This is a genomic window from Acidimicrobiales bacterium (assembly GCA_041394265.1).
Lineage (GTDB): Bacteria > Actinomycetota > Acidimicrobiia > Acidimicrobiales > SZUA-35 > JBBQUN01.
Genome location: JAWKIO010000005.1, coordinates 2,440,695 through 2,467,502, shown reverse-complemented (window position 1 = coordinate 2,467,502; position 26,808 = coordinate 2,440,695). Strand labels below are relative to the sequence as shown.

Below are 26,808 nucleotides of genomic sequence, written 5' to 3'. Positions count from 1 at the left end.
CAGAGGACGTACTCGGCGGTGTCGCTGCTCAGCTGGCGAGCGAGTCGCGCAGCTCGGACCTGATCGACGTCTTCAGTTCCGGCGAGGCGAACGAGGCGTCGAGCGCATCGAGCAACAGGGCGGCGTGTTGCCGTCGATCCAGGCCGAAGTGTCTCGTCGCCAGTGCGAGTTCGGTCACCAGGTCGGTCGCGAACCATCCGGGATCGTCGGTGTTCAGACACACTCGGACACCGGCGGCCAGCAGCTCCGGAAGCGGGTGTCGGGCCAGGTCGTCGACCACGCCGATGAGGCGGTTGCTCGTGAGGCTGACCTCGAGCAGCACCCCTTCGTCGGCGAGCCGAGCAACGAGGGCGGGATCCTCCAGGCAACGTACGCCGTGGCCGATGCGGACCGCACCGAGATCGTCGAGTGCCGATCGGATGCTCGCTGCACCTTCGGTCTCCCCGGCGTGGGGCAGCGATTGCAGGCCAAGTGCCGTCGCTCTCGCAAAGTGGTCGGCGTACGGCGCTGCCGGGAACCCGACCTCGTAGCCGCCGAGGCCGATGCCGACGAGGCCGGAGGGAGTGTTCGGGCCCTCGAGGTAGTCGATCGTCACCGTCGAGTCGGGGCGCTCGAGATCTCGGGGGATGTCGATCACCCACCCGATCTCGACGCCACGAGCGCGGGCCCGTCGGCGGCCCTCGTTGAGACCGTCGCGGTAGTCGGTCTCGCTGAGCCGATGGCCGCCTCGTGAGAGGAAGTGGGTGTAGGCCGTCGTGGTGATCTCGGCGTAGCGCACGTTCTGCCCGGCGAGGGTGGCCGCCAGGTCGTCGGTGATGGTGGCGAGATCGTCGCCGGATCGCAGCAACGAAAGCCCATAGAAGAACTGGCGGCCGAAGTCGGGGAAGTCGACGAACGAGAACGTGTCGGGAATCCCCTGTGGCCAGACCCGAGTGGGGTCGGCGCCGTGCCGCTCGGTGAGCGTGCGCACCGTGTCGACCGACATCGATCCCTCGAGGTGGAGGTGGAGCTCGACCTTCGGGACCGAGGTGAGCCACGCCGGATCGGCGGCAGACGACATCGCCCCAGCATGCCGGGGTGCCGATCGCCCTGCACGCTCGGACCCTCCTCTCGTGCCGAACTCTTGGTCCGTGGCACCGGGCGGCATAGAGTCGCCGAATGACCAAACCCTTCCGCTTCGGTGTCCAAGCTCGTGCTGCTGCTTCTCGTGACGAGTGGGTGGAGCTGGCGAGAAAGGCGGAAGACCTCGGCTACTCGACACTCACGCTCCCCGATCACTTCGACGGCTCGATGGCCCCGGCCATCGCGTTGCAGTGCGCCGCCGATGCCACCACCAACCTGCGGTTGGGCGCGCTCGTCTGGTGCAACGATTACCGCCACCCGGTCGTCTTCGCCCAGGAGATGGCCACCCTCGACGTCTTGTCCGACGGCCGACTCGAGCTCGGTATCGGCGCCGGTTGGATGCAGACCGACTACGTCGCGGCGGGAATGACCTACGACCGGCCCGGCGTCCGCATCGACCGCATGGTCGAGTCGGTCCACGTCCTCAAGGGGCTCTTCGGCGACGGCCCGTTCTCGTTCGAAGGAGAGCACTACACGATCACCGACCTCGACCTGCACCCCAAGCCGATCCAAGACAAGGTGCCGTTCCTCATCGGCGGGGGCGGGCAGCGGATGCTCGGTATCGCCGGCCAGCACGCCGACATCGTCGGGGTCAACGCCAATCTGCGCTCTGGCAAGATCGACGGCAACACGGTCGCCGACGGTGTGGCCGAGCGATTCGCCGAGAAGATCCAGTGGATCAAAGACGGTGCGGGAGACCGTTTCGACGACATCGAACTCAACGTCCGGGCGTTCTTCGTCGTGTTCACCGACGACCGTCAGGGCACGGCCGAGGCCATGGGCCAGGGACTGGGTCTCACGGCCGAGCAGGCGCTCGCCTCGCCGCTCGCCTTGTGTGGCACCACCACCCAGATGGCGGCCGATCTCGTGGAGCGACGCGAGACCTACGGCTTCAACTACATCGGGGTCGGCCCGGATGAGATGGAGGCCTTCGCCCCGATCGTCGCCGAACTCGCCGGCACCTGACATCTCGCCGCTCGGTCGAGTCGATCCGGTCCCGCCCGGAGGTGCCCTGACTCGTAAGGGAGACCGAGTGCTCGGGCGCAAGCCAGCGGTATCGGTCAGGCCGCCATCTCGTAGAGCGTCCACCAGCCGGCGACACACAGGCAATGGAGGGCGCCCGAGGCGATGAGCGAAGCGGCTCGCCGCTGCGGCGTGCGCTGGCTGGCCCAGAACATCACGCTGACGGCGGCAACCAGGTGGAGCACCACCATGATCGGGAAGGCGTCGTCGAGCAGCCGGCCACCGTCGCGTACGAGCTCGCTCGATCGGTGGGCCCGCTCCACGCCGGCGGCGATGAGCTGTGCGGCCAACAGGGCGATGCAATGGCCAATGGCCACCAGGGTGGCGATGAAGTAGCGACGGCTCCGTTCGGCGGAGTGATGGGCGGCATCGCGGTGGGCGTAGTGCAGCGCAGGGAGTGACTCGCCCGGCTCGAGGAAGACGGGTCGCTCGAGAACGGACGGCTCGGGTCCGGCGGGCCACTCGAAGTCATGCTCCGTCGTCATCGCCACCACCTCTCGCCTTCCCGTGGTCCGGCGACCCACGCCGGACGCCGCGACTGTAGAGCGACCACCCGTCACCCGTCGACACACCCCACCCGTTCTGTGCGTCAAACACCTCGCGTTTCCCGTTCTGTGCGTCAGAGTTCCCGCTGACGGGAAGGCTGACGCACAGAACGGGATGAGCGGTGACTTTGACGCACAGAACCGGGAGTGACATCGGTGAGGACGCCACGGTCGAGTCGCAGGATCTGATCGGCCCGGTCGAAGGCAACGGCTCGGTGCGAGACGGCAAGCACGGTCATGCCGGCGTCGGCCAGGTTGGTCCACAACGCCAGCTCGGTCTCGACGTCGAGTGCGCTCGACAGATCATCGAGCACCACCAACTCAGGCGAGTGCACAAGCGCCCTGGCGGTGGCAAGACGCTGACGCTGGCCGCCCGAGAGGCGTAGACCACGGGGACCGATCAGCGTGTCGACACCGTCAGGCAGCTCGGCGATGTCGGGAGCGATCGCCGCTCGGGCCAGCGCCACGTCGAGGGAGGCGGCGTCGACCGGGCCGAGCGACACGTTCTCGGCAACCGAGTCGGACACCAGCTGGGGGACCTGCGACAAGAAGGCGGCATTCGGCGGCACGAAGAAGGCCCCCGGATCCTCGACCAGTCGACCATTCCACTGGATCTCCCCCTCGACCTCGGCATGCCACGCCAAGCCCAGCAGGGCCCGGAGGAGTGTCGACTTGCCCGCCCCGACCTGACCGGTCAACACCGTGAAGCTGCCACGCTCGATCACGAAACTCGCCGACTCGAGTCCGGCCCCGGTCGAGTAGCGAGCCGACAGATTCCTCACCTCGAGTCGCTCGAGTGGCTGGCGTTCGGGCCGCATGGAGACCAGCGGGGACCGCAACTGACGTGGCTCGATCGGCAGATGACGAGGCGTCACCGTGTTGGCGGGGAGCTGGTCGGCGACGAGCAGGCCCATCCGCTCGAAGGCGACGCCTGCCTGCTTGCGCCGGGCAAGGAGGCGGCCGATCATCCGGGGCAGGAAGCTCAGCCAGCCCAGGTAGGCGGTGAACAGCGCCAGCTGGGCCACGCCGAACCGGCCCGACGCGATGGCGCCGGCGCTCACCAGCAGGACGAGCCCGAGGCCGACGTCGGCAGCACCCTTGCTGAACGCCTGGACGCCTTCGTCGAGCACGTTGTCTCGAACGGCGGTGTGCGAGCGGTGACGAACCAAGCCCGACAGCCGACGGAGCATCGCATCGGCGGCATCGTTGACCTTGATGGTGGTGGCACCGGCCATGATGTCGCCGACCAGCCCGCTGACCGCCCCGGCCGCCGCTCGATCCGCGCTGCGGTACGCCTTGATCTTCCCGTCGAGGACCCGGGTCCCGACCGCCACCGCCACGAGTGGCAAGAGCAGCACCGCGGCGGCCGGCGCATTGGTGGCGCCAAGCACGAAGCCAGCGACTGCCGTGAACGCGATGCCCCCGGAGACGTCGACGACACCGTCGAGCAGCATGGCCACGTCGTGGGTGTCGTCTCGGAAGTGGGTGACCGCTTCACCGGCCGACCCGACCGGTTGACCCGCCTCGGGGCCTCCACTCGACAGCTGTGCGGTCAACATGTTGGCCCGCAGGAAGCTCTCCATGTGGACCCACGATTTCGTCCACTGGATGACGCCAGCGTGCAGCGCCGCCATGCGAACGAACTCGGTGGCGAGGTAGAAGCCGACCCATCCGCCAACACCCCACCCGTATCCCGTCGACCGTGCCTCGATCGAGTCATAGCTCCGAGCCAGCAGCCAGCCGCTCAACGCCGGCGCGCAGAAGAAGACGATGAACCCGAGCCAGCCCAACAGGAAGCTGCGTCGGTCATGCATGGCAACTCGCCATGCCAGACGCCAGACGTTCACGACGACACCTCCAGCGCCAGCTCGAGTAGCTGGGCGAAGCGGCTGTCACCGTCGGCAACCAGTGAGCCTCGCTCGCCATGCTCGACGATCTCGCCCCGGTCGAAGACCATGATCTCGTCGAGCGTCTGCAGGGTCGAGAGGCGGTGGGCGATCACCAGCGTCGTCCGCCCCTCGATGAGGCGGGCGACGGCGGCATCGATCTGCTCCTCGGTCTCGGGATCGACTCGGGCGGTCGCCTCGTCGAGCACGATGAGGTCGGGCTGACGCAGCCAGACCCGGGCGAGCGCCAGCAACTGCGACTCGCCTGCCGACAGCCCCTCACCACCCGCCCCGAGCTGTCGGTCGATTCCTCCGTCGGCGAGCGCTCCGAGCCCGACGTTCGCCAGCGCGTCGCGGACCTCGTCGTCGGTCGGAGCGTCGTCGAACAACGTGACGTTGTCCCGGATCGAGCCGCTGAACAGCTCGACCTCTTGGGGGATCAGCGCTACCCGGCGTCGCAGTTCCGACATCGGAATGTCGCCGATCGGCACGCCGCCGAGCAGCACCGTGCCCTCGGTGGCATCGGTGAGTCGGAGGACCAGCCGCGAGAAGGTGGTCTTCCCACTTCCGGTCCGACCGACGATGCCGACCGAACGACCGGGGGCGATCTCGGCGTCGATCGAGCGCAGCACCGGTTGGTCGTCACCATAGTCGAACGACACGCCCATCACCGACACGCCGAGTGGACCAGCGGGCGGCGAGGTCGTCCCGGCATCGATGACCGTTGGACGAATGGCCCGTAGCGCGGCAACTCGATGCATCGCGCCGTTGGCCTTCTGCATCGTCTCGAGCTGGTGCACGACGTCTTCCAACGGACGGGAGACGGCGAGCACATACTGGAACAACAGGAACGCCGTCCCGATCGTGATGGTGCCGGACCCAACCAGTGCGGCACCGGCGATGAGGGACAGCGCAACCCCAACCGCAAGGGCGCCCTGCACCGCCCACCACATCGACATGAACGCCCGCTCTCGTGCGACCGAGCTCGCCAGCGCTGCGCTCGACTCGGTGACGAACCGATCGATGGCGTAGGCAGTGGCGCCATTGGCTCGAAGGTCCTCGGTGGCGGTGAGGCGCTCCTCGATGCCGCCGTACAGCCGGGCGTAGTCGCCCATCTCGCTGGCCGATTCGCTGATGGCCCGATGGCGGTTGGCTGCGAGCATGCCTCCCGCCAGCCCCAGATAGGCGATCATGCCGAGTGCGAGTCGCCAGTCGATCACGGCGAGGACGACGTTCATCCCGACGACCAGGAAGATCGCGCCAAGTGCTCGGGGCACGACCTTGCCGAGGAAGTCCGACACCGAAGTGACATCGCCGTCGACTCGTTGGATCAGCTCACCGGGCGTGTGCGTTCGGTGGAACTCGTGGTCGAGGGTGAGCACGTGCCGGGTCATCGAGAGCCGGAGGTCGTTGGTGGTCCGCCACGCCGCAACGGTCGCCGACCAGGCAACGGCGACCTGTGCCAGCTGGGTGACGATTGCGATCACCAGGAAGACGACGGCGAGCCCGACGATGGTTTGCGTCGTTGCTCCCGCGGTTGCCTGGTCGATGATGCGGCGGAGGACGATCGGGCCGGCCAGGCCCAGCGCCGAGGTCGCTGCCACCAGCGCCCCGAGCGCGAGCCAGCGAGTGCGGTCGGGGCGCAGCAGTTCGAGGAGGGCGCGCCAGCGCGACGGCGATCGGTCGGTCACCCAGGCAGTCTCCCCTGCGCCTCGGTCATCCCGCCCCCGAATTACGTTTCCGTGACGGGCGCACCCGACCTCAGGTCCAACCCGTTCTGTGCGTCAAACCCACCGCCGATACCCGTTCTGTGCGTCACCGTTCCCGCAGCCGGGAAGTTTGACGCACAGAACGGAAGAAGTGGGTGGGTCAGAAGAGGGTGGGTTGTTCGACCTCGACGATGCCGACCGACTCGGTGGCGGTGGGGGCCGCCTCGCCCGAGACGAGGAACTCGGGTAGCGCTCGGTCGTGGACGACGACGAGGCGCTTGGTGGCGCGAGTGAGCGCGACATAGAGCGAGCGGGCGCCTTGGGGTTCCTCGTCGAGGATCGCCTGCGGCTCGACGACGATGGCGACGTCGACCTCGAGGCCCTTCACCACTCCCACCGGCACGACGGTGATCGGATGATCGAGTCCGTCTCGGATGGCGAGACCGACGTCGACCTGACGTTCCTCGAAGCGGGCGACCAGCGCGTCGTAGGACGACGGCGGAACGATGACTGCGACGTTGCCGCTTCCCAGCTCCTCACGCTCGGCGACGGCGGTGTCGATGATCGTGTCGACGAGCGTCGAGGGCTGGACCGTGGCAACGAACCGCGGCTCGTCGCCATCCTGACGGACGGCCTGCGGTGCGCTGAGTTCGGGCGCAGCGACTCTCAGCGCCTTGGCGGCCAACGCCATCGACGGCCCGGGAATGCGATAGCCGACCGTGAGTTCGGCTCGCCGCGCCGGACGACGATCGGGCAGGTGGTCGAGTACTTCGCTCCAGTCGGCATGGGCCCAGGCACCGGTGGACTGGGCGATGTCGCCGACGACGGTCATCGACCCGTTGAGCGACCGGCGGGTGAGCATGCGCAGCTGCATCGGCGAGAGATCCTGCGCCTCGTCGACCACGATGTGGCCGTAGGTGCGGGACTCGTCGTCGTCGGGGCTGCCCGGCCGCGGGCCGAGTCGTTCGAACGCCTCGTCGAGGACGGGGACGTCGTCGACCGTCCAGACCACCGATCGGAAGTCCATGTCGGGTTGCCACGGCCGGAACAGGTGACCCCGCTCGTCGTCGGTGAGCGCTGTCCGTCGAGAACCTCGACCAGCTGAGCGCAGCAAGGCCTCGGATCCGTAGAGATCGTGCAACAGGGCGGCCGGGGTGAGCACCGGCCACATCCAGTTCAGCGCCGTGCGCAGATCGGGATCGTTGGCGAGCTGGTCCTTGACCGTGGCGGCGTCGGTTCCGTCGGGATGGGTCGCGGCGATGGCCTCGTAGACCTGGGAGACGATGAACTTCCTGGCGCCGTTGTGGGTGTGGAAGCGGCGCTTGGCCTCGGCCACGATTCGCTCCGACTCGGCAGCTCGGAGTCGCACCTTGCGAATGCCCATACCCAGCACGAGATCGCGGCGCAACGGGCGTTGGCGGTCCGCGACGGCTCGGCGAACCACGCCGACCATGCGGAGGTCGCCCTTGATCCGGGCCGTGTGGAGGGGATCGCGTCCGGTCACCCGCACCCGCGGCACGAGGTCGGCCAGCACCGCCATCTCGACCCCGGCCTCTCCCAGCGAGGGGAGCACCTGCTCGATGTAGCCCAGGAACAGTCGGTTGGGGCCGACGACCAGGACTCCCTGCCCCTCGAGCGGGAAGCGATGCTCGTAGAGCAGGTAGGCGGCACGGTGAAGGGCGACGACGGTCTTGCCGGTGCCCGGCCCGCCCTGCACCACGAGCACACCGGCCATCGGGGCCCGGATGATCTCGTCCTGCTCGGCCTGGATGGTGCCGACGATGTCGCCGAGGTGGCCGGTTCGCCCGGTTTCGAGCGCTGCGACCAATGCTCCCTGCCCCTGGAGTTGACGGCCGTTGACCGACGCGACCGTGGACCCGGCGGCCTCGCCGAAGAACTCGTCTTCGAGCCCCAGCACCTCTCGCCCGCGCGAGATGAAATGACGACGTCGGACCAGCCCCCGAGGCTGACGGCCCGTGGCCCGGAAGAACGCCTCGGCCACCGGAGCCCGCCAGTCGACGATGAGCGGCTCGTGGTCGACGTCGGCGACCGCCACCCGCCCGATGTGATAGCTCCCACCGCCGTCGGCCTCACCCTGGTCGATGCGACCGAAACAGATCGAGCGCTCGCCGATGTCGAGTTGGGTGAGTCGAGTGACGATCTTCTCGGTGATGACCTCTCGCTCGTACCGGGCCTGGTTGGTCCCACCCGCACCGACCTCGACCATCTCGCGCAGCCGCTTCGCCTCATCTCGGCTCTCGTCGAGGCGGCGATAGGCCCGGTCGACGTGCGCCTGCTCTGCGGCTAGCTCGGGATGGGACTGAGTCACCGCGCTCCTGACCGGGAAGAAGGGACGGTCGATTCTAGGGGGAGAACCGGCAAGACCGGTACCGTTCCACCGGTGAAGACGATCCGGAACGACCACCCCCACCGCAACAGCCCCTTCATCCGGGCGGCGCTCCAGGAGCCGGTCGACCGGGTGCCCGTGTGGTTCATGCGGCAGGCCGGGCGGTCGCTGCCGGAGTACAAGGCGGTGCGGGGCGAGGGCACGATTCTCGATGCCATCAAAGACGCCGACCGGGCCACCGAGATCACGCTGCAACCCATTCGCCGCTACGGGGTCGACGCCGCCATCCTCTTCTCCGACATCGTCACGCCGGTGTGGGCCTCGGGGTTCGGCATCGACATCACGCCGGGCGTCGGTCCGACCGTCGACCAGCCGTTCCGCTCGTCGTCCGACCTCGAACGCCTCCGGCCGCTCGACCCCAGCTCCGATCTCGACTTCCAGACCCGCACCGTCGAACAACTCGTCGCCGAACTCGACATCCCGCTGATCGGCTTCGCCGGCGCGCCGTTCACCCTCGCGTCGTACCTGGTCGAGGGAAAGCCGTCGCGTGACTACGCACACGTCAAGGCCCTGATGTTCGGCGAGCCCGAACTCTGGCACCAGCTGTGCGACCGGCTCGCCGACTACGCCATCGCCACCCTCAGCTCCCAGGTCGAGGCCGGCGCCTCTGCCGTCCAGTTGTTCGACTCATGGGCCGGTGCGCTCCGACCCGAGCACTACCGGGAGTTCGTCTTCCCCCACTCGGCGAAGATCATGGCGGCGATCGACGAACTCGGCGTCCCCCGGATCCACTTCGGGATCAACACGGCCGAACTGCTCCCACTGATGGCCGAGGTGGGTACCGAGGTCCTTGGCGTCGACTGGCGTACCCCGCTCACCACCGCCCGCGAGCGCACCGGCGGACGAGTGGCCCTCCAGGGCAACCTCGATCCGGCGATCGTGTTCGCTCCGATCGAGGTGGTCGAGCGAGAGGTCGAGCGTGTCTTCGACGACAACGGTGGCCACCCGGGACACATCTTCAACCTGGGACACGGCGTTGGCCCCGCCACCGATCCCGACGTGCTGTTGCACATCGTCCAGCTCGTCCACACCCACTCGACATCAGCGGACAGTTGATCGACGCGTGACCGAAGCCGACGACAGCAACGCCACGCGCTTCGCCGACGGGCGGCTCGCCACGGCCGCCAAGTGCATCGTGGCCGGCGTCTGCCTCGCCGGTTCGGTGCCGCCGTGGGGTTCGTGGCCGCTGGCATTCATCGGCATCGCCATCACCGACCGGCTACTCGCCGTGCGCTCGGCGCAGCAGCGGTTCTGGCGCATGTGGGTCGTCGGGGTCTCCTGGCTCGCCCCCGCCATGCTGTGGATGTACGACCTGACGCCGCCGGGCTACCCCATCGCGTTCATCGCCTACGCCGCGTACTTCGGGGTGGCGGCTGCGCTCACCCCGCCCGACAACACCTGGCGGCGACTACTTCTCCCGGGCACCCTCACCCTCGCCGAGATCGTGCGCTGGTACTGGCCGTTCGGCGGGGTCCCCCTCGCCAACCTGGCCCTGAGCCAAGTCGACACCCCGCTCGCGCAGACCGCACGGCTCGCCGGCCCGCTGCTGGTGATGGTGCTCATCATCGTGGTCGGTCAAGCACTGTCGTCGGCGGTCGATCGAGCGGTGCGCCCCACCCTCATCGCACTCGGTGTCGTCGCCGTAGCCATCGTCGCGGCCTACGCCCACCCCCGAGCGTCGGTGGTCCGCGAAGTCGAGACCGCCTCGGTGCAGGGTGGCGGACCCACCAGAACCCGGGCGTCGTCGGACCAGCAACCGGTCGTACTCGGCCGCCACGTCGAGGCGACCAAGTTCATCGACCGTCCCGTCGACCTCATCCTGTGGCCCGAGAACGTGGTCAACCCCGGCGTCTATCTCCCGATCGAGTCGGCCCGCGCCACCGTCGACGAGGTCGCACGATCGCAGGACGCCACCGTGCTCGCCGGGTGGTTCTATCCGGTGAGCAACACCGGCACGGTCAACTACCAGTCGGCCATCACCCCCGATGGCAACGAGATCGACCGCTACGACAAGGTACGGATCGTGCCCTTCGGCGAGTTCGTCCCGCTCCGTGGGTTCATCGAGTGGACCGGATTGGGCGAGGGCATCCCGTCACGAGACGTGATCGTCGGGACGGCCGACCCGGTGCTCGACACGCCGGTCGGCCCCGTCGGCGTCTCGATCTCGTGGGAAGGGTTCTTCGAACGACGAGCTCGCGCCTCGGTTGCCGACGGCGCCGAACTCCTCACCAACCCCACCAACGGAGCGTCGTACTGGTTGACCCAGGTACACACCCAGCAAGTGGCCTCGAACCAGCTGCGGGCCATCGAGAACGACCGGTGGGTCCTCATGGTCGGCCCCACCGGCATGAGCGCCGTGGTCGAACCCGACGGCACCCTGCAGCAGCGCACCGACATCGGTGAGCGGGCGGTGCTGTACGCCACCGTCGAGATGCGAACCGGGCGCACCCTGGCCAGCCTCGTCGGGCTGTGGCCGGTACTTTGTTACGGCGTCACCGCCGTGATGCTGGGCCTCTGGCAACTGCGGCGCCCGGCCCAACCGACACTGGACCCAACCGTCGAGCACGACCACCCTGGAGCCGCATCATGAGCATCGATCAGACCGCCGCATGGAAGGCCGTCGCCGAGGCCGCCACGCCCGTCGACCTTCGGGAGCTCTTCGCCTCCGATTCCGGTCGGGCCGAGCGCTACACCTTCACTGCGGGTGATCTGACCGCCGACTTCTCCAAGCACTGGCTCACCGACGACGTGCTCGCTCGGTTGGTCGCGCTGGCCGAGGAGGCCGGGCTGGCCAAGCGCACCGAGGCCATGTTCAGCGGCGCCCACATCAACACCACCGAGGACCGCGCCGTGCTCCACACTGCGCTGCGCCGCCCGGCCGACGCTCCCCTCGAGGTCGACGGCCAGCACGTGACCGCCGAGGTCCACGAGGTCCTCGACGCAATGAGCGCGTTCGCCGACCGGGTCCGGTCGGGCGAGTGGGTCGGCCACACGGGCCAGCGCATCGAGACGATCATCAACATCGGCATCGGTGGCTCCGACCTCGGCCCGGCCATGACCTACCGAGCCCTGCGGCCCTACGTGCAGGACGGGCTCGACGTCCGCTTCGTGTCCAACGTCGACCCGGCGCACCTCACGATGGCGCTCGCCGGCATCGACCCGGCGACCACGCTGTTCATCATCGCTTCCAAGACCTTCTCCACGATCGAGACCATCTCGAACGCCAAGGCCGCTCGCACCTGGTTGGTCGACGCGCTCGGCGACGGTTCGGTCGACGCCGATGACCCAGCAGCCGCACCGATCGTGGCGAAGCACTTCGTCGCCGTGTCCACCCAGGCCGACCGCGTCGCTGCCTTCGGGATCGACACCGCCAACATGTTCGGCTTCTGGGACTGGGTCGGGGGCCGCTACTCGGTCGACTCGGCCATCGGCCTCTCGCTGATGATCGCCATCGGACCCGACCACTTCCGAGCGTTCCTCGGCGGCTTCCACACGATCGACGAGCACTTCCGCACCACCCCGTTCGAGCGCAACGTGCCGGCGCTGGCCGGCCTCATCGGTGTCCTCTACCGCAACTTCTGCGACCTCCCCACCTACGCCGTGTTGCCCTATGCCCAGCAGCTCGATCGCTTTGCGGCCTACCTGCAGCAGCTCGACATGGAATCGAACGGCAAGCGTGTCCGACTCGACGGCACCGCGGTCGGCTACGAGACCGGACCGATCGTCTGGGGTGAACCCGGCACCAACGGCCAGCACGCCTTCTACCAGTTGATCCATCAGGGAACCACGATCATCCCGGCCGACCTCATCGGGTTCCTCGCCTCGCCGAGCGATGTCAGCGACGACGGGGCGATGGGCGACCTCCACGATCTCCTCATGGCCAACCTGTTCGCTCAGGCGGAGGCGCTGGCGTTCGGCAAGACCGCCGACGAGGTGCGTGCCGACGGCGCCGACGAGGCGCTGGTGCCTCATCGCACATTCCCCGGCAACCGACCCACGTCGGTGATCCTGGCCGATCAGCTCACGCCGTCGGTCCTCGGACAGCTCATTGCGCTCTACGAGCACAAGGTCTTCACGCAGGGTGTGATCTGGGGCGTCAACAGCTTCGATCAGTGGGGCGTCGAGTTGGGCAAGGTGCTCGCCACGGCGATCGGCAACGAGCTGTCGGCCACCGACCAACCCGAGCTGGCGCACGACTCCTCCACCAACGCGCTGATCGAGCGCTACCGGGCGTTCCATCAGCGCTGAGCCGCCCGGTCGTCGGCCGAATCCAACATTCGGACGCGTTCGCCCTACCGTCTACCCCTGATGACCGCCCTGCCCGCCATCGACATCGTCGGCCTCACCAAGGTCTTCGATCGCTCGGGACAGCGGTTGGTCGCGCTCGACGGGCTCGACCTTCGGGTCGACGCCGGCGAGTTCGTCAGCCTCATCGGCCCGAGCGGCTGCGGGAAGTCGACACTGCTCCGTGCGGTCTGTGGTTTGCTGCCGGTCGATCGGGGTTCGATCCTGATCGGCAGCGAGTCCCCGACCGAGGCCAAGCAGCGCAAGCACTTCGGCTTCGTGCCGCAGACGCCGGCCCTGCTCGAGTGGAAGAACGTCAGGGACAACGTTCGCCTGCTGCAACAGGTCAACGGTCGCAGCGGTGACCCCGCCGACGTCGACGCGCTGATCGAGCGCGTGGGGCTCACTGCCGCAGCGAACGCCATGCCCCGCGAACTGTCTGGCGGCATGCAGCAGCGGGTGAGCCTGGCTCGGGCGTTCGCGCTGCGGGCGCCGGTGCTGATCATGGACGAGCCGTTCTCCGCGCTCGACGAGATCACGCGGGCCGACATGCGCTACCTCCTGCTCGAGCTGTGGCGCGAGACCCAGGCCACCGTGCTCTTCGTGACCCACAACATCGATGAGGCCATCGTGCTGTCCGACCGGGTCGTGGTGTTGGCAGGACAACCGGGCACGGTGGTTGCCGACGAGCGGATCACGCTCGGCCGTCCCCGGGCAGAGGGCATCGAAGACGACCCCCGCTTTCACGCCCACGCATCGTCCATCCGCCGAGCACTCCACGACGGTCACCGGTGAACCGCCGCCCTTGGCTGGCCCTGGCCCCGTTCTCCGGCATCGCCGGACTGTTCCTCGTGTGGGAGCTCTACGTCCGCGCCTTCGACGTTCGGGCGCTCACACTCCCGCCCCCGTCCCGCATCGTCGTCCATGTCTTCGAGAACCTCGGGTTCTACGCCGACAACGCCGCCACCACCGTGACCGAGGGGGCAGTGGGTTTCGTCCTCGCCTTCGTGATGGCCATGATCGTGGCCACGGCAATGGCGCACTCCACCTTCGTGGAACGTGCGTCGTGGCCGGTGCTGGTGCTGATCCAGTCCACCCCGATCGTCGTGCTGGTGCCGGTCTTCATCCGCTGGCTCGGGTTCGGCATGGCCCCGAAGATCGCCATCGCCGCGCTGTTCGCGTTCGTGCCCTTCGTGTCGAATGCCGTCACCGGACTTCGTTCGGTCGATGCCGACCGACTCGACCTGCTGCATTCGGTCAACGCCTCCGATCGCGAGATCTTCTGGCGTCTGCGTCTCCCGAGCGCGCTCCCCGCGCTGTTTGCCGCCGGCCGGATCTGCATCGCGTTGTCGCTCATCGGCGCCGTGATCGGCGAGTACTACGGCTCGTCGACCTCGGGCCTGGGCACGGTGAGCGCCCGCGCCGCAAGCCGTTCGTTCGTCGACCAGCAGTGGGGATCGATCTTCGTCGCTTCGTTCGTCGGGATCGCTGCAACGTCGATCCTGTTGGTGTGCGAGCGGCGGGTGTTGCGGTGGCACGCCTCGACCCAACAGGGCTAAGCACGAGTCAGTTTGTTTCAAATCAAGACTCACTGGCTAATGTACCGAGATGCGCTCGCACCTGGCTCGTCACTCCCTGCTCCTCCTCGCATCGTTCGCGCTGCTCACCGCAGCGTGCACGGCGAGCGACTCCGAAGGATCGGCGGGTGCGTCCGACACGACCGGCGGGTCCGGCAGCGAGGTCGACTCGGCCGGCGAGGTCGGTTCGGCCGAACGCTGCGACGCCAACAAGGCGGCGGGCAAGATCACGTATCTCTCGGGCTTCGACTATGCCGCCTCCCCTGGCATCCTCGACGTCCTCATGGCCTCGCAGCTCGGCTACTTCGAGGAGCTGTGCCTCGACGTCGAAGTGCTTCCCGGCTTCGCACCGGGCAACCTCGGACTCGTCGCCAGCGGCGAGGCCCAGTTTGCCAACGCCGGCTCCCTCGGCGACGTCGTCACCACCAATGTGAATGGCGAGGCTGATCTGGTGGCGGTCCAGCAGTACGGCAAGGTGGCCATCCAGGCGCTGGTGGTGCCGGCCGACTCCGCCATCGAGTCGCTGTCCGACATCCCCGGGACCCTCATGGGCATCAAGGGCGACCTGCCGCCCGACATCGAAATGATGCTGTCGATCGAGGGTGTCACTCGTGGTGACTTCGACGAACTGGAGGTGCCGTTCGATCCGTTCGGGGCCTTCGAGCTCGGCATCGATTCGCTGCCGGTCTACAAGAGCAACGAACCTGGCCAGCTCGATGCCGCCGGCTTCGAGTACCGGACTTTCGATCCGGTCGACTTCGGCGTGCCGTCGTCGTTCGGTGTGCTCGCCACCTCGTCATCGTTCCTCAACGACCACCCCACTGCGGTGCAGGACTTCATTCGGGCGGTGTCCAAGGGCTTCGCCTACGCAGTCGACAACCCTGAGGACGCCGTCGCCCGAGCCGTGGAGCAGATCAATCTCGGCGACAACGTGGCCTTCCTGACCACCGAGTCCGAGACCGGGCGCTGGGCGGTCGAGTCGGCGCTGGTGCTCGACTCGACGGCGGGCGGCGAAGGCCCGGGCATCCCCGATCTCACCCTCGCCGGCGAGCAGGTCCAGCTCCTCACCGACATCGGCCGGTTCGAGACGCTGCCCGACTGGGAGTCGATGGTCGATGCCGGTCCGGCCGCCGGCATCTACGACGGCACCGAGATCATCTGGCCCGCCGGGTCCTGAAATGGTCGAGTACGGCCTGATCTCGTTGGCCGATCATCTCGCCGATCCCGTCACCGGTGAGCGGGTCAGCCAACGACAGCGACTCATCGAGATCGTCGATCAGATCGTGCTGGCCGAGTCGCTCGGCATCCCGCTCTTCGGTGTTGGCGAGCATCACTTCGGCAACTACATCTTGCCCTCGCCCGAGCTGGTGCTCGCCATGGCTGCGGGCCGGACCACGCACATCACCCTCGGCACTTCGGTGTCATTGTTGGCGAACGTCGATCCGGTTCGCTACGCCGAGAAGCTCTCGGTGCTCGACGTGCTCAGCAACGGGCGAGCCGAGGCCGTGTTCGCTCGCGGCGCATCCGAACGCACCGCCGAGGCCTTCGGTATCCACAGCTTCGACGAGCTCCGTCCGCGCTTCGACGAGTCGCTCCGGTTGGTACTTCGGCTGCTGTCCGAAGACGAGGTGACCTGGGACGGCGAATACCGCACCGGACTCGACGGCGTCCGGATCGAACCGCGCGCCGTCCAGAAGCCCTATCCCACCATGTGGGTGGGTGGTGGTCTGTCGAACGTGTCGGCCGACCTCGCCGCCGACCTCGGCCTGCCGCTGATGTTGCCCAGCCTGTTCCGGTGGCCTTCCGACTACGTCGACATCGCCAACCGCTACCGGGAGCGCAGCCAGGCAAACGGATTCCGACCCCGAGTCGGGTTCCCGTCCTATCTGCACGTCGCCAAGACCTCGCAGGAGGCGAAGGCTCGCTGGCAGCCACGGCTGGAGTACTACAGCGAGTTCGCGATGGAGATCCGCGGTGCGTTCGGTCGGCCGACCGACTTCGACTCGCTGCTCCTCGGTCCGGCGCTGTGCGGAAGCCCCGCCGAGGTGGCCGAGCGCATCGGCGAGATCAACCGTGAGCTCTCGCTCGATCGACACCAGTTCCTGATCGATGTCGGTGGGCTCCCCTACCCCATCGTCGCCGAGGTCCTCGAACTCCTCGCCACCGAGGTGCTCCCCCAGGTCCCCTGACCCGGAGCCTCTGCGGCTACGGCTGGATCAGAGTTCGATGAGGATGGTGACGGGGCCGTCGTTGTGGATCTCGACGTCCATGTCGGCGCCGAATCGGCCGGTGGCCACGGTCGTGCCGAGCGACCGGATCCGCTCGGCGCACGCGTCGATCAGCGGCTCGGCGACCTCGGGACGGGCGGCGGTGATGAACGAAGGCCGGTTGCCCTTGCGTGCGTCGCCGTACAGCGTGAACTGACTGATGAGCAGGATCGAGCCGCCGATGTCGGCCACCGACAGGTTCATCTTGTCATCGTGGTCGGCGAAGATCCGCAGCTTGACCAGCTTGTCGGCGAGTTTGTCGACCATCTCACGGTCGTCGCCCTCGGTGATGCCGAGCAGGACACACAACCCGTCGTCGATCGCCCCGACCACGTCACCGTCGACGGTGACGCTGGCTCTGGTGACGCGTTGGACGACCGCTCGCATCACGAGACCGTAGCGACGTCGCGGCGTCACCCGACGACACGACGCAGCGGGTCGACCCCGGCACCGAGTACCACCCGGGCGGAACTCCACGTAGCCTGACACCGTTGTACCCGGCGGTAACCCGCCTCGTCGGCGGGTGACCGCTGCGCTACGGCGGGTTCCCGCCAAGAAAGTTCCCTCCATGAGTTCCCTCGAAGACCGTCCGCTCCGCCTGGCCTACCTGTCGTATCGGTCGAAGCCGACGGTCGGCGGCCAGGGCATCTACACCCGCCACCTCACCAAGGCGCTCGCCGACCTCGGCCACACCGTCGAGGTGTTCTCGGGCCAGCCCTACCCGGTGCTCGACGAGCGGGTGAAGCTGACGCAACTCCCGAGCCTCGACATCTTCAACGACCAGTACCCCGGCCGCTTCCCGGCCTACTGGGAGATCAAGACCAAGGAAGACCTGCTCGAGATCGCCACCTTCTCCACCGGCATGTTCCCCGAGCCGCTGGCCTTCAGCTATCGGGCCAAGAAGGCACTCGAGCCCCGGGTCGCCGAGTTCGACCTCGTCCACGACAACCAATGCCTCGGCTACGGGATCCTCGGCATCGACAAGATGATCCCCACCCTGGTCACGCTGCATCACCCGATCACGGTCGATCGCCGGCTCGAGATGGAGGCCGCACCGAACTGGCGCAAGCGCACCAGCATCGGCCGCTGGTACGGCTTCGTGAAGATGCAGGGTCGGGTGGCCCAACGGATGCCGCGCATCGTCGTGGTGTCGGAGAACTCCATCCAGGACATCCACGACGACATGGGTGTCGACCTCGACCGGATGCGGCTGGTGCACGTCGGTGTCGACCCCGATCTGTTCCGACCGATGCCCGAGGTGCAGCGCATTCCTGGACGGCTCATCACCACTGCGTCGGCCGACGTCGAACTCAAGGGGCTGCGGTTCCTGCTCGAAGCCATGGCCAAGCTCCGCACGGAGCGGGATGTCACGCTCACGGTCATCGGCCGGGCGAAGAAGGGTGGGCAGGCCGAGGCGCTCATCGAGAAGCTCGGCCTGGCCGACCACATCCAGTTCGTGAGCGGCGTGACCGATGAGCGCATCGTCGAGCTCTACGCCGAATCGGAGCTTGCGGTCGTCCCGTCGCTCTACGAGGGCTTCTCGCTCCCCGCCGTCGAGGCGATGGGTTCGGGCACTGCGCTGGTGGCGAGCGACGGTGGCGCGCTCCCCGAGGTCACGGGTGTCGACGGCGAAACCGTGCTCCGCTGCTCTGCAGGCGACGCCGACTCGTTGAAGCGAGCGCTGGAGCGCGGCCTCGACGACCCGGAGCTCCGGGCCCGCATCGGCGCCGCCGGACGCGAGCGGGTCAGCCAGCTCTACACGTGGCGCCAAACCGCCATCAACACCGTCGAGCAGTACCGAGAGGTCCTGGCCATGCGAGCGAGCGCCGAGCAGGGTCGCTGATGCTGACCGTCGACTACGACCGGCTCGAACTGAAGCCGGGGATGCGAGTGCTCGACCTCGGCGCCGGATTCGGGCGGCACGCGTTCGAAACGGCTCGTCGCGGCGCGTCGGTGGTAGCCGCCGACCTCGCCTTCGACGAGATGGAGTCGACGAAGGACACCTTCGCCGCCATGTATCTCGCAGGCGAGCTGCCCGAGGGCATCTCCACCGTCGTGCTCCAGGCCAACGGGCTCGAGTTGCCGTTCCCCGACGGTTCGTTCGACCGGATCATCGCCTCGGAGATTCTCGAACACGTCCCCGACGACCTGGGCGTCATGGCCGAGCTGTTCCGGGTGCTCGCCCCTGGTGGCCGGCTGGCTGCCACGGTGCCCGCTGCCCTCCCCGAGCAGATCTGCTGGTGGCTGTCCGACGACTACCACGCACCCGCAGCGGTCGGCGGCCACGTGCGTATCTACGGCCAGCCGGAACTACGGATGAAGCTGTCCTCCGTGGGGTTCGAACCTGGCGAGTCCCACCGAGCCCACTCGCTCCACAGTCCGTACTGGTGGCTGAAGTGCGCCGTCGGCGTGAAGAACGACGACCACCCGCTGGTGAAGCAATACCTCCGATTCCTCACGTGGGACATCGTCAAGGCACCGACGCTGACGCGGACGGCTGACCGACTCCTCAACCCCGTCTTGGGGAAGTCGCGTGTCGTCTACGCCGACCGGCCAGCGGTGTGAGCGAGGACCCGGTTCGATGACCGAGATGATCACGCCGTCCGTGGAGGGCATCGTCACCGCGGAGGATCTGCGCGCCACCGCACAGACGATCGCCGAGCTCCAGCTCTCGAACGGCATGATCCAGTGGTATCCCGATGGGCACGCCGACCCGTGGAACCATGTCGAGGCAGCCATGGCCCTGGCGACGTGCGGCTTCGTCGACGAGGCCGAACACGCCTACCGCTGGCTCGCCGAGATCCAGCGGCCCGACGGCAGCTGGCACAACTACTACACCGCCGACGGCATCGAGGACGCCAAGCTCGACGCCAACTGCATCGCCTACATCGCCACCGGGATCTGGCATCACTGGCTCGCCACCGGCGACCGCTCGATCCTGGAGCGGTACTGGCCGGTGGTCGAGGCGGCGATCGAGTTCGTGCTCGATCTCCAGACTCGACGAGGCGAGATCATCTGGGCCCGGCACTCCGACGGCATGCCGTGGAACTACGCCCTGCTCACCGGCTCGTCGTCGATCAGCCACAGCCTCGCATGTGCGGCCAAGATCGCCGAGGCCCTCGATCGGCCCCGTCCCGAGTGGATCGGGGCGCGAGCCCGCCTCGTCGATGTGATCGCCAACCAACCCAACGCGTTCGAGCCCAAGGCCCGCTGGGCCATGGACTGGTACTACCCCGTGATGACCGGAGCCGTCACCGGCGACGACGGGGCGAAGATGCTGGCGAAGGGGTGGGACACCTTCGTCATGGCGGGCAAGGGGGTGCGTTGTGTGAGCGACCGCCCATGGGTCACCGCCGCCGAGACCTGCGAGTGCGCGCTGGCGCACCTGGCCGTCGGCCAGACCAGTGCGGCCCGCACGCTGTTTTCGTGGATCCAGGCCCACCGAGACCGCGATGGCTCGTACTACACCGGTCTCGTCTTCCCCGAGCTGGTGTTCTTCCCGGCCGACGAGCGCAGCAGCTACACCGCGGCCGCCGTGATCCTGACCGCCGACGCCCTGTGCGGCGTCAATCCAACCTCAGGCCTCTTCGTCGACGAGATCGCCGGACGCTGAGCGCTGCCGGTCGGCGCACCGGATCGACGCAATGTTGACCCGATCAAGCTTCGCCGGATCGAGGGGGTTGCCTACGCTCGCCCCATGCGCTCACAGTTCCTCGCCGGTGCCCATGTCGTCCTCGAAGCCCTCCGCCAGCCCGGCATCGCCGAGGCGTGGGACCAGCCGTCGGTGCTGGAAGGCCAGACGGTCGGCGCCCTCTGCGGCCACCTTGCTCGGGGCTCGGTCTGGGTCGTCGCCGACTATCTCGAACTCGACGAGCCCGATTCGGTGACGTTCGAGACCGCCGACCAGTACGGCGCACTGGCGAGCAGTCTCACCGAGGAGGATCACGTCAACATCCGCAAGCGAGCGGCCGAGGTGGCCTCGATGGGCTACGACGCGCTGGTCGCCAAGGTGGCCGAGCGATTGACCGCACTCGAACAGCGCCTGGCCGACGAGCCGCCCGATCGGATCGTGCCCGTCTTCGGTGGGATGACGATGCGGCTCGACCCCTACCTGAGCACACGCATGCTCGAACAGGTCGTGCACCTCGACGACCTGGCTCGCTCGGTCGATTTCCCGCTGCCCGAGATGCCCCGCGAGAACGTGGCGATCGTTCTCGACGTCGGCAGCCGCATCGGCCTGCACCGGTTCGGGGCCGCCACGATGATCCGTGGCATGTTCCGCGGCCTCCCCGGCGCCTTCCCCGTGCTCTGATCTCTGGACCTGCTCGAACCGTCCGAACTGAAGCCCAGACCGGTGAACTGTCGATACTGAAGCCCCCAATTGAGCTTCAGCGTCGACAGATCGGAAGTATGGGCTTCACTGTCGACAGTTCGGGTGGGGGGCGGCGGACTTTCCAATCGGGCGGGGCTCTTCTAGCGTCGCCGCCATGGGACAACTCGATGGCAAGGTCGCACTGATCACCGGCGGTGCGAGGGGGCAAGGCGAAGCGGAAGCGGAGCGGTTCGCCGCCGAGGGGGCGACGGTGTACATCACCGACGTGCTCGACGAGGTGGGCCAAGCCACCGCCGATCGGCTCGGTGATGCCGTCACCTACCTCCACCACGATGTCACGAGTGAAGACGACTGGAATGGCGTCGTCGCCGGCATCGTCGAGGAGCACGGCAAGATCGACGTGTTGGTCAACAACGCCGGCATCTTCCGGACGGCGAGTCTGTTCAACACCTCGCTGGCCGACTGGAACCTGATGCTCAGCATCAACCAGACCGGGGTGTTCCTGGGCTTGCGGACCGTCGGGCTCGTCATGCGCAACCAGGGGTTCGGCAGCATCATCAACATCTCGTCGGTCGCCGGGCTCGGTGGTGCCCGAGGCGCACACGCCTACGGGGCAACCAAGTGGGCGGTGCGGGGCATGACCAAGTCGGCTGCACTCGAACTGGCCCCCGACGGCGTGCGGGTGAACTCGGTGCACCCCGGGATCATCGAAACCGCCATGCTCGAGGAGTTCGGCCAGACCCTCAGCCGCGTGCGGGAGAACATCCCGATGGGGCGCACGGCCGCGGCGTCAGAGGTGGCGAACGTGGTGCTGTTCCTGGCCTCGGACGAGTCGTCGTATTGCAGCGGCCACGAGTTCGTGGTGGACGGAGCGTTGAAAGCCTGACGGCTGAGAGACCGGGGCAGCCTGACGACTGAGAGACCGTGGCAGCCTGACGACTGAGAGACCGTGGCAGCCTGACGGCTGAGAGACCGTGCCAGCCTGACGGCCCGACTCAGAGGTCGGGGAGCTCGCCAGTGAGGTTGGCGCGCTGTGACAGCTCGAGCCAGTCGCCATCGGGCAGTCGGACGAACGAGATGGCGGCGGTGTCGCCTAGGCGCATGGGTGCCATGCCTTCGGTGAACCCCTTGCGGAGGAAGCGCTCGTGCTGCTTCTGGACGTCGAAGACCTGGGCGGTGATGTAGGTGCAACCGAGTGAGCGTGACGGTCCGGCGGGTGCCCGACCGGGCTGATGATCGAACGCGATGAGCGTCTCGCCAACGTGGATGCGGCCGCCTTCGGGCCGGGCATCGAAGGCCTCGATCAAGAGGGAGGCGGTGTGGTCGACGGACCGGGCGGCGAGGGTGATCTCGACGGCGCTGATGCCGTCGTGCCCCATCGGCACGAGTTCGACCGGGACGCCGTCGGGGTGCATGAGCGAGCGGGCCGCATCGACATCAGCCGCAATGCGAAGCCGAGTGAAGCCGCTCGTTGTCGGCTCGAGCGGATCACGCGACACGTTCTGCTTGAGCACCCCCTCGTGGAGGGTGTAGCGGTGCTGGTGGACCCCGCCGCCGACCTTCAGGAGTTCCTCGTAGCCGAGCCCGACCTCCTGCTCCCAGAAGGCCTGAGCGGCCTCGAGATCGTTGGTGTAGAAGCCGACGTCGAGGGCGGACTTTGCTGGCGAAAAGGTCATGCGCCATCTTGGCCGAAGTCCGGGTCGCGAGCCACCACTCATGGACGCCGATCCGCTTCCGAGGCGGTCCGAGCGAGGCCGCCGAGTTAGTGTCCCGACATGCGCATCGGTATCAACGGTTCCAGCCTGCTCGCCCGCCCCGACCTCGACGCGATCGTGGCCAACATGGCCGACGCCGAGTCGTCGGGTTTCACTAGCTACTGGCTGGCCCAGACCGGTCTCATCGATCCGCTGCATTGCTTCACCGCAGCTCGGGCCGCAACCTCGTCGATCGAGCTCGGTACCGCTGTCGTGCCCACCTGGCCCCGCCATCCGCAGGCGCTCGCCGCATCGGCGTTGGCCTCGCAGGCGGCAACCGGCGGTCGGCTCGTGCTCGGCATCGGGCTGGCGCACCAGCCATCGGTCGAGGATCGCTGGAAGATGGAGTGGAAGCAGCCGATCCGTCACATGCTCGACTACCTCGACGTGCTGCTTCCCCTGCTCGAATCCGGCGAGGCCCATCACGAGGGCGAGGTCTGGTCGTACGACGGCGAGGCGGCCCGCATCACCGATCAGGCGCCGAGCGTGATGCTCGCCGCACTCGGCGACCAGATGCTGAAGATCGCCGGCCGGCGCACCGACGGCACGATCCTGTGGTGCGTCGGGCCGAAGACCCTCGAACGCCAGATCGTTCCCGGCATCACCACCGCCGCCGACGCAGCCGGTCGGCCGGCACCTCGGGTGGTGTGCAGCCTGCCGGTGTGGGTGACCGACCGACCCGACGAGGCCCGCGCCCTCGTTGCGAAGTCGTTGACGATCTACGGCCAGCTCCCGTCGTATCGGGCGATGCTCGACATCGAGGGCGTCGAAGGTCCCGCCGACATCTCCCTGATCGGCGATGCCGAGACGGTGCACGCCGGACTCACCGAGATTGCCGCGGCCGGCGCCACCGACTTCACCGCCGTCGTCCAGGGATTCGATCCCGACGAGGTGTGCCATGGTTGGGAGGCGCTGAGCGGCTGGAGCGCATGAGCAACGAGCGAGGCTTGACGAAGGAGACTCGAGATGGGTGGTGATCGATTCGGCGTTCGCTGGGGGTTGGCCGGCGGCGTCGCATTGGCTTCGATCGACGAGGTTCGCGAGATCGCTCGTTGGGGCGACGAGGCCGGGTTCGACAGCCTGTGGATCTCACACGCAGCAGCGGTCGATCCCATCGTCGCGCTGGCTGCGGTGGCATCGGAGTTCACTTCGATGCGAGAAGTCGGCACATCGGTGGTCCCGCTCTACGGACGTCATCCCTTCGGTCTCGCCCAGCAGGTGATGACGGCCCAGTCGGCGCTCGGTGGCCGCTTCACGCTCGGTGTCGGACCATCGCACCGACCCTCGGTCGAGGGCACCCTCGGGCTGTCGTGGGATCACCCCTATGCCTACACCGAGGAGTTCCTCGACGGTTTGCAGCCGCTGCTCGCTGGCAAACCCGCCAATGTCGAGGGCACGCAGGTCACCACTCGCGCCGAGGTCGCGATCGATGCGCCAGACACCCCGGTGCTCCTGGCGGCGCTCGGCCCTCGCATGCTCGGCCTGGCCGGTCGACGAACCCAGGGCACGACCGTTGGCCAGTGCGGCCCGAAGACCATCGCCAGCCACATCGTGCCCACGGTCCACGCGGCGGCCGAAGCCATGGGCCGACCCGAACCCCGGGTGATGGCGCTGATCCGGCTCTGCGTCACCGACGACATCGGCCCGGCGTACGCCCAGGCGCAACAGGTCGGCGCGCCCTACGGCGTGCTGCCCTCGTACGCCGCGATGTTGGCGAAGGAGGGGCTCACTGACGCCGCCGACCTCCATCTGATCGGCTCGTGGGAGCGAGTGCTCGACGGTCTTGGCGAGTACGCAGCAGCCGGCGTCACCGACCTGCGGATCGAGGTGGTGGCGCCCGACCTCGCAACACGCGACACCACGCGCGCCGCCTTCGCCAGCTACCTCAGCTGAGGCGCACTCACCCTCGGAAGTTGGCGGCGATGCGCTGACCGAGATAGTCAGCGGCCGTGATCGGCGGGTAGGCGCCACTCGGGCTCTCGATCACGGCGTCGCGATCGGCCTGGGCGAAGTACGCGATCGAGTAGCGCGGACCTTGCGGCTCATCGGCGCCGGGCATCCGCACTCGGTGCAGGGTCGAGGGCAGCTGGTCGTCGCTCCACCGCATCAGCATGTCGCCGATGTTGCAGGTGATCGTGCCTGCGGCCGGTTCGACATCGGTCCACCCCAGGGGCTCGCTCCGCTCCAACAGCTGGGCCTCACTGCCGGGGCACACCTGCAGCCCCCGTTGTCCGGGCACCTGATGCAGCAGGGTCAGGCAGTCGTAGTCGGTGTGGGCACCAGCTCGCCAGACGGTCGGGTCGGGGTCGGCGGTGAGCGGAAGGTAGTGGAGCAACCGCAGCGTGCTCTGGTACTCAGGAGAGGAAGGATCGTGGCGGTGAGTGAAGAAGTCGCCGTCGAAGCCGAGTTTGCGAGCGAAGCTCGACAGGATCCGCATCGCCACCGACCAGTTCGCCGCCTCGAACGCCGACATCACCTCGACGAAGTCCGCAAGTTCGTCGTCGGTCGGCCACAGATCGAGTTCGACCATGCGTGACCGGGTGATCTGGTACGACTCCTTGTCGTCGTAGGTCCCGGTCGACGGCCGGTTCTGGCTCCGGTACTCCCACCCGGAGTTCGTTCCCCGACGCATCGGGCGCCGGGCCTTCACGTCGGCGGGGAGCTCGAAGAAACGGGCGGCGAAGTCGAACGCCCGGTCGACATCGGCCTGGGGGATACCGTGCCCCGACACCTGGAAGAAGCCGATCTCGGATGCCGCCTGCCAGAGTTCGTCGTCGATCGTTGCCTGGTCGGGCTGGCTCAGGTCGATGCAACGGATCTCCCGGTCGACCATCACGCCGACCCCGCCGAAGGTGCGTTCCTTCGCCAGTTCGGACTCGGCCGATGTCCGTGCAGTCGGCGGCGCTGCCGCTGTTGCCGGCGGGTTCGCCGCTGCTGCCGACGATCCGGCGGTCGGGTTTCGTGCGTCGTCGTGCATGATCACTCCTCGTTGCGTGCCGATGGGCACGAGGTCGAGGGCAATGACCGGCGCCGGAGCGCTGACTGCTTCTACCCGTTGGCTGTCGGCTCGATGCTAGGCGTTGAACGAGCAGGAGCCACCGCGGCCCTACAACTCGGCGAGGAACACAGCGAGCGGCGGGTTCACCACCTCGGGGTGCGACAGGTTCGCAGCGTGGGCGGCGCCTGGGACCTCGACGAAGCCACGGCAGTCCTGCACTCCGTCGGCCACCACCCTCGCCTGATCGAGCGTGATCGCCTGGTCCTCGGTGCCGTGGACGATGAGCACCGGGCAGGCGACCTCTCCGAGGCGGTCGGTGACATCGTCGCGATCGAGCAGCGCGCCACCGGCGATGGTGATGTCGGAGTTGGCGATGAGCTGCTTCCACTTCGGCATCCACTCGGCCGTGAGGTCGGGCTCGCCGAGAATGAGGCCGGCCACGCCGGTGAGCACCTGGTCGACCACGGCGTCGTCACCGCTCGTGAGCGCACCGAGCATGCCCCGATACCCCTCGAGCGCCTCGGGCCCGTCGACCCCTGCCATCGAGTCGATCATGACCAGGGCCCGCACTCGCTCAGGGTTGGCGAGCGTTGCCCGCAACGACAGATAGCCACCCTGGCTCATGCCGACCAACACGGCCTGGTCGATGCCGAGGTGATCGAGCAGACCGATCGCGTCGGCGGCGGAATCCCAGTAGGTGAACGGGCCCGGGGCCGGCGTGTCGCCGAAGCCGCGCTCGTCCCAACGGATGCAGCGGTAGTCGGCCGACAACGCCTCGACCTGTGGGTCGAACATCGTGTGGTCCATCAAGAATCCGTGGCTGAAGAGCACGGCCGGCCCGTCACCGCCGGAGTCCTCGTAGCGGATGGTGATGCCATTGATCTCTGCAGTAGCCATGGAATC

Annotated in this window: 24 protein-coding genes; 15 read left to right on the top strand and 9 right to left on the bottom strand. The window is 67.8% G+C overall.

The features are described from left to right. Positions 1 to 28: 28 nt before the first annotated feature. Positions 29 to 1,060: an adenosine deaminase gene (gene add / locus R2733_12140; GenBank protein MEZ5377248.1), complete on the bottom strand. Its 1,032-nt coding sequence runs from the start codon at positions 1,058 to 1,060 to the stop codon at positions 29 to 31. Positions 1,061 to 1,158: 98 nt separating this feature from the next. On the opposite strand from add, the gene R2733_12135 reads away from it, so the two are divergent. Further along, positions 1,159 to 2,088, top strand: coding sequence for a TIGR03621 family F420-dependent LLM class oxidoreductase (locus R2733_12135; protein MEZ5377247.1), 930 nt, complete (start codon positions 1,159 to 1,161; stop codon positions 2,086 to 2,088). Between the two features lie 95 nt (positions 2,089 to 2,183). Here the strand turns inward: R2733_12135 and R2733_12130 are convergent, their stop codons facing one another. From R2733_12130 to R2733_12115, 4 genes are all read right to left on the bottom strand, one after another. Then, complete coding sequence (locus R2733_12130) at positions 2,184 to 2,630, bottom strand: hypothetical protein (protein MEZ5377246.1); 447 nt, start codon at positions 2,628 to 2,630, stop codon at positions 2,184 to 2,186. A 134-nt stretch (positions 2,631 to 2,764) separates the two neighbouring features. Next, positions 2,765 to 4,504 (bottom strand): ABC transporter ATP-binding protein, encoded by a 1,740-nt coding sequence (locus R2733_12125; GenBank protein ID MEZ5377245.1) that lies wholly within the window; start codon positions 4,502 to 4,504, stop codon positions 2,765 to 2,767. Positions 4,505 to 4,533: 29 nt separating this feature from the next. Further along, complete coding sequence (locus tag R2733_12120) at positions 4,534 to 6,267, bottom strand: ABC transporter ATP-binding protein (protein ID MEZ5377244.1); 1,734 nt, start codon at positions 6,265 to 6,267, stop codon at positions 4,534 to 4,536. Between the two features lie 178 nt (positions 6,268 to 6,445). Next, positions 6,446 to 8,614: an AAA family ATPase gene (locus tag R2733_12115; protein MEZ5377243.1), complete on the bottom strand. Its 2,169-nt coding sequence runs from the start codon at positions 8,612 to 8,614 to the stop codon at positions 6,446 to 6,448. Positions 8,615 to 8,686: 72 nt separating this feature from the next. Between R2733_12115 and hemE the strand changes: the two genes are divergently transcribed. Genes hemE through R2733_12080 form a run of 7 tightly spaced genes read left to right on the top strand, consistent with a single transcriptional unit; the run spans position 8,687 to position 16,742 of the window. Further along, entirely contained in the window at positions 8,687 to 9,748 is a 1,062-nt protein-coding gene (gene hemE, locus R2733_12110) for a uroporphyrinogen decarboxylase (GenBank protein MEZ5377242.1), read from the top strand. A 7-nt stretch (positions 9,749 to 9,755) separates the two neighbouring features. After that, positions 9,756 to 11,282: an apolipoprotein N-acyltransferase gene (lnt, locus tag R2733_12105; GenBank protein MEZ5377241.1), complete on the top strand. Its 1,527-nt coding sequence runs from the start codon at positions 9,756 to 9,758 to the stop codon at positions 11,280 to 11,282. Then, complete coding sequence (gene pgi, locus R2733_12100; protein ID MEZ5377240.1) at positions 11,279 to 12,940, top strand: glucose-6-phosphate isomerase; 1,662 nt, start codon at positions 11,279 to 11,281, stop codon at positions 12,938 to 12,940. Before lnt ends, pgi begins: the two co-directional genes overlap by 4 nt. A 60-nt stretch (positions 12,941 to 13,000) precedes the next feature. Further along, positions 13,001 to 13,771, top strand: coding sequence for an ABC transporter ATP-binding protein (locus tag R2733_12095; GenBank protein MEZ5377239.1), 771 nt, complete (start codon positions 13,001 to 13,003; stop codon positions 13,769 to 13,771). Beyond that, positions 13,768 to 14,535 (top strand): ABC transporter permease, encoded by a 768-nt coding sequence (locus R2733_12090; protein ID MEZ5377238.1) that lies wholly within the window; start codon positions 13,768 to 13,770, stop codon positions 14,533 to 14,535. Before R2733_12095 ends, R2733_12090 begins: the two co-directional genes overlap by 4 nt. A 49-nt stretch (positions 14,536 to 14,584) precedes the next feature. After that, positions 14,585 to 15,730: an ABC transporter substrate-binding protein gene (locus R2733_12085; protein MEZ5377237.1), complete on the top strand. Its 1,146-nt coding sequence runs from the start codon at positions 14,585 to 14,587 to the stop codon at positions 15,728 to 15,730. A gap of 1 nt (position 15,731) precedes the next feature. Further along, positions 15,732 to 16,742, top strand: coding sequence for an LLM class flavin-dependent oxidoreductase (locus R2733_12080; protein ID MEZ5377236.1), 1,011 nt, complete (start codon positions 15,732 to 15,734; stop codon positions 16,740 to 16,742). A 27-nt stretch (positions 16,743 to 16,769) separates the two neighbouring features. Here the strand turns inward: R2733_12080 and dtd are convergent, their stop codons facing one another. Beyond that, a complete protein-coding gene (dtd, locus tag R2733_12075; GenBank protein MEZ5377235.1) occupies positions 16,770 to 17,207 on the bottom strand; it encodes a D-aminoacyl-tRNA deacylase in 438 nt (145 codons plus the stop codon). 181 nt (positions 17,208 to 17,388) lie between these two features. Here dtd and R2733_12070 point away from each other — a divergent pair, with 181 nt between their 5' ends. The 5 genes from R2733_12070 to R2733_12050 all read left to right on the top strand — a co-directional run bounded on the left by R2733_12070 (position 17,389) and on the right by R2733_12050 (position 22,039). Further along, positions 17,389 to 18,663, top strand: a complete 1,275-nt coding sequence (locus R2733_12070) for a glycosyltransferase family 4 protein (protein MEZ5377234.1) — start codon at positions 17,389 to 17,391, stop codon at positions 18,661 to 18,663. Beyond that, on the top strand, positions 18,663 to 19,385 hold the full coding sequence (locus R2733_12065; protein MEZ5377233.1) for a class I SAM-dependent methyltransferase: 723 nt from the start codon (positions 18,663 to 18,665) through the stop codon (positions 19,383 to 19,385). The genes R2733_12070 and R2733_12065 overlap by 1 nt, the downstream gene beginning before the upstream one ends. A 16-nt stretch (positions 19,386 to 19,401) precedes the next feature. After that, entirely contained in the window at positions 19,402 to 20,433 is a 1,032-nt protein-coding gene (locus R2733_12060; protein MEZ5377232.1) for a hypothetical protein, read from the top strand. Between the two features lie 84 nt (positions 20,434 to 20,517). After that, positions 20,518 to 21,132 carry a maleylpyruvate isomerase N-terminal domain-containing protein gene (locus R2733_12055; GenBank protein MEZ5377231.1) on the top strand — a complete coding sequence of 205 codons (615 nt, stop codon included), beginning with the start codon at positions 20,518 to 20,520 and terminating at the stop codon, positions 21,130 to 21,132. A 175-nt stretch (positions 21,133 to 21,307) separates the two neighbouring features. Next, positions 21,308 to 22,039 (top strand): glucose 1-dehydrogenase, encoded by a 732-nt coding sequence (locus R2733_12050; GenBank protein ID MEZ5377230.1) that lies wholly within the window; start codon positions 21,308 to 21,310, stop codon positions 22,037 to 22,039. Positions 22,040 to 22,148: 109 nt separating this feature from the next. On the opposite strand, the gene R2733_12045 is transcribed toward R2733_12050, so the two are convergent. After that, positions 22,149 to 22,829, bottom strand: a complete 681-nt coding sequence (locus R2733_12045; protein MEZ5377229.1) for a hypothetical protein — start codon at positions 22,827 to 22,829, stop codon at positions 22,149 to 22,151. 99 nt (positions 22,830 to 22,928) lie between these two features. Between R2733_12045 and R2733_12040 the strand changes: the two genes are divergently transcribed. Beyond that, entirely contained in the window at positions 22,929 to 23,840 is a 912-nt protein-coding gene (locus R2733_12040; protein MEZ5377228.1) for a TIGR03564 family F420-dependent LLM class oxidoreductase, read from the top strand. 33 nt (positions 23,841 to 23,873) lie between these two features. Further along, positions 23,874 to 24,800: a TIGR03564 family F420-dependent LLM class oxidoreductase gene (locus R2733_12035; protein ID MEZ5377227.1), complete on the top strand. Its 927-nt coding sequence runs from the start codon at positions 23,874 to 23,876 to the stop codon at positions 24,798 to 24,800. 7 nt (positions 24,801 to 24,807) lie between these two features. Here the strand turns inward: R2733_12035 and R2733_12030 are convergent, their stop codons facing one another. Continuing rightward, positions 24,808 to 25,884: a 2OG-Fe(II) oxygenase family protein gene (locus R2733_12030; protein MEZ5377226.1), complete on the bottom strand. Its 1,077-nt coding sequence runs from the start codon at positions 25,882 to 25,884 to the stop codon at positions 24,808 to 24,810. Between the two features lie 129 nt (positions 25,885 to 26,013). After that, positions 26,014 to 26,802 carry an alpha/beta hydrolase gene (locus R2733_12025; GenBank protein MEZ5377225.1) on the bottom strand — a complete coding sequence of 263 codons (789 nt, stop codon included), beginning with the start codon at positions 26,800 to 26,802 and terminating at the stop codon, positions 26,014 to 26,016. Positions 26,803 to 26,808: the final 6 nt, after the last annotated feature.

What these genes read in the sequence shown, in the direction of transcription:
- add (MEZ5377248.1), bottom strand. Translation starts at nt 1,060, where the DNA reads ATGTCGTCTGCCGCCGATCCGGCGTGGCTCACCTCGGTCCCGAAGGTC.
- R2733_12135 (MEZ5377247.1), top strand. Translation starts at nt 1,159, where the DNA reads ATGACCAAACCCTTCCGCTTCGGTGTCCAAGCTCGTGCTGCTGCTTCT.
- R2733_12130 (MEZ5377246.1), bottom strand. Translation starts at nt 2,630, where the DNA reads ATGACGACGGAGCATGACTTCGAGTGGCCCGCCGGACCCGAGCCGTCC.
- R2733_12125 (MEZ5377245.1), bottom strand. Translation starts at nt 4,504, where the DNA reads ATGCATGACCGACGCAGCTTCCTGTTGGGCTGGCTCGGGTTCATCGTC.
- pgi (MEZ5377240.1), top strand. Translation starts at nt 11,279, where the DNA reads ATGAGCATCGATCAGACCGCCGCATGGAAGGCCGTCGCCGAGGCCGCC.
- R2733_12095 (MEZ5377239.1), top strand. Translation starts at nt 13,001, where the DNA reads ATGACCGCCCTGCCCGCCATCGACATCGTCGGCCTCACCAAGGTCTTC.
- R2733_12085 (MEZ5377237.1), top strand. Translation starts at nt 14,585, where the DNA reads ATGCGCTCGCACCTGGCTCGTCACTCCCTGCTCCTCCTCGCATCGTTC.
- R2733_12080 (MEZ5377236.1), top strand. Translation starts at nt 15,732, where the DNA reads ATGGTCGAGTACGGCCTGATCTCGTTGGCCGATCATCTCGCCGATCCC.
- dtd (MEZ5377235.1), bottom strand. Translation starts at nt 17,207, where the DNA reads ATGCGAGCGGTCGTCCAACGCGTCACCAGAGCCAGCGTCACCGTCGAC.
- R2733_12070 (MEZ5377234.1), top strand. Translation starts at nt 17,389, where the DNA reads ATGAGTTCCCTCGAAGACCGTCCGCTCCGCCTGGCCTACCTGTCGTAT.
- R2733_12065 (MEZ5377233.1), top strand. Translation starts at nt 18,663, where the DNA reads ATGCTGACCGTCGACTACGACCGGCTCGAACTGAAGCCGGGGATGCGA.
- R2733_12060 (MEZ5377232.1), top strand. Translation starts at nt 19,402, where the DNA reads ATGACCGAGATGATCACGCCGTCCGTGGAGGGCATCGTCACCGCGGAG.
- R2733_12055 (MEZ5377231.1), top strand. Translation starts at nt 20,518, where the DNA reads ATGCGCTCACAGTTCCTCGCCGGTGCCCATGTCGTCCTCGAAGCCCTC.
- R2733_12050 (MEZ5377230.1), top strand. Translation starts at nt 21,308, where the DNA reads ATGGGACAACTCGATGGCAAGGTCGCACTGATCACCGGCGGTGCGAGG.
- R2733_12045 (MEZ5377229.1), bottom strand. Translation starts at nt 22,829, where the DNA reads ATGACCTTTTCGCCAGCAAAGTCCGCCCTCGACGTCGGCTTCTACACC.
- R2733_12040 (MEZ5377228.1), top strand. Translation starts at nt 22,929, where the DNA reads ATGCGCATCGGTATCAACGGTTCCAGCCTGCTCGCCCGCCCCGACCTC.
- R2733_12035 (MEZ5377227.1), top strand. Translation starts at nt 23,874, where the DNA reads ATGGGTGGTGATCGATTCGGCGTTCGCTGGGGGTTGGCCGGCGGCGTC.
- R2733_12030 (MEZ5377226.1), bottom strand. Translation starts at nt 25,884, where the DNA reads ATGCACGACGACGCACGAAACCCGACCGCCGGATCGTCGGCAGCAGCG.
- R2733_12025 (MEZ5377225.1), bottom strand. Translation starts at nt 26,802, where the DNA reads ATGGCTACTGCAGAGATCAATGGCATCACCATCCGCTACGAGGACTCC.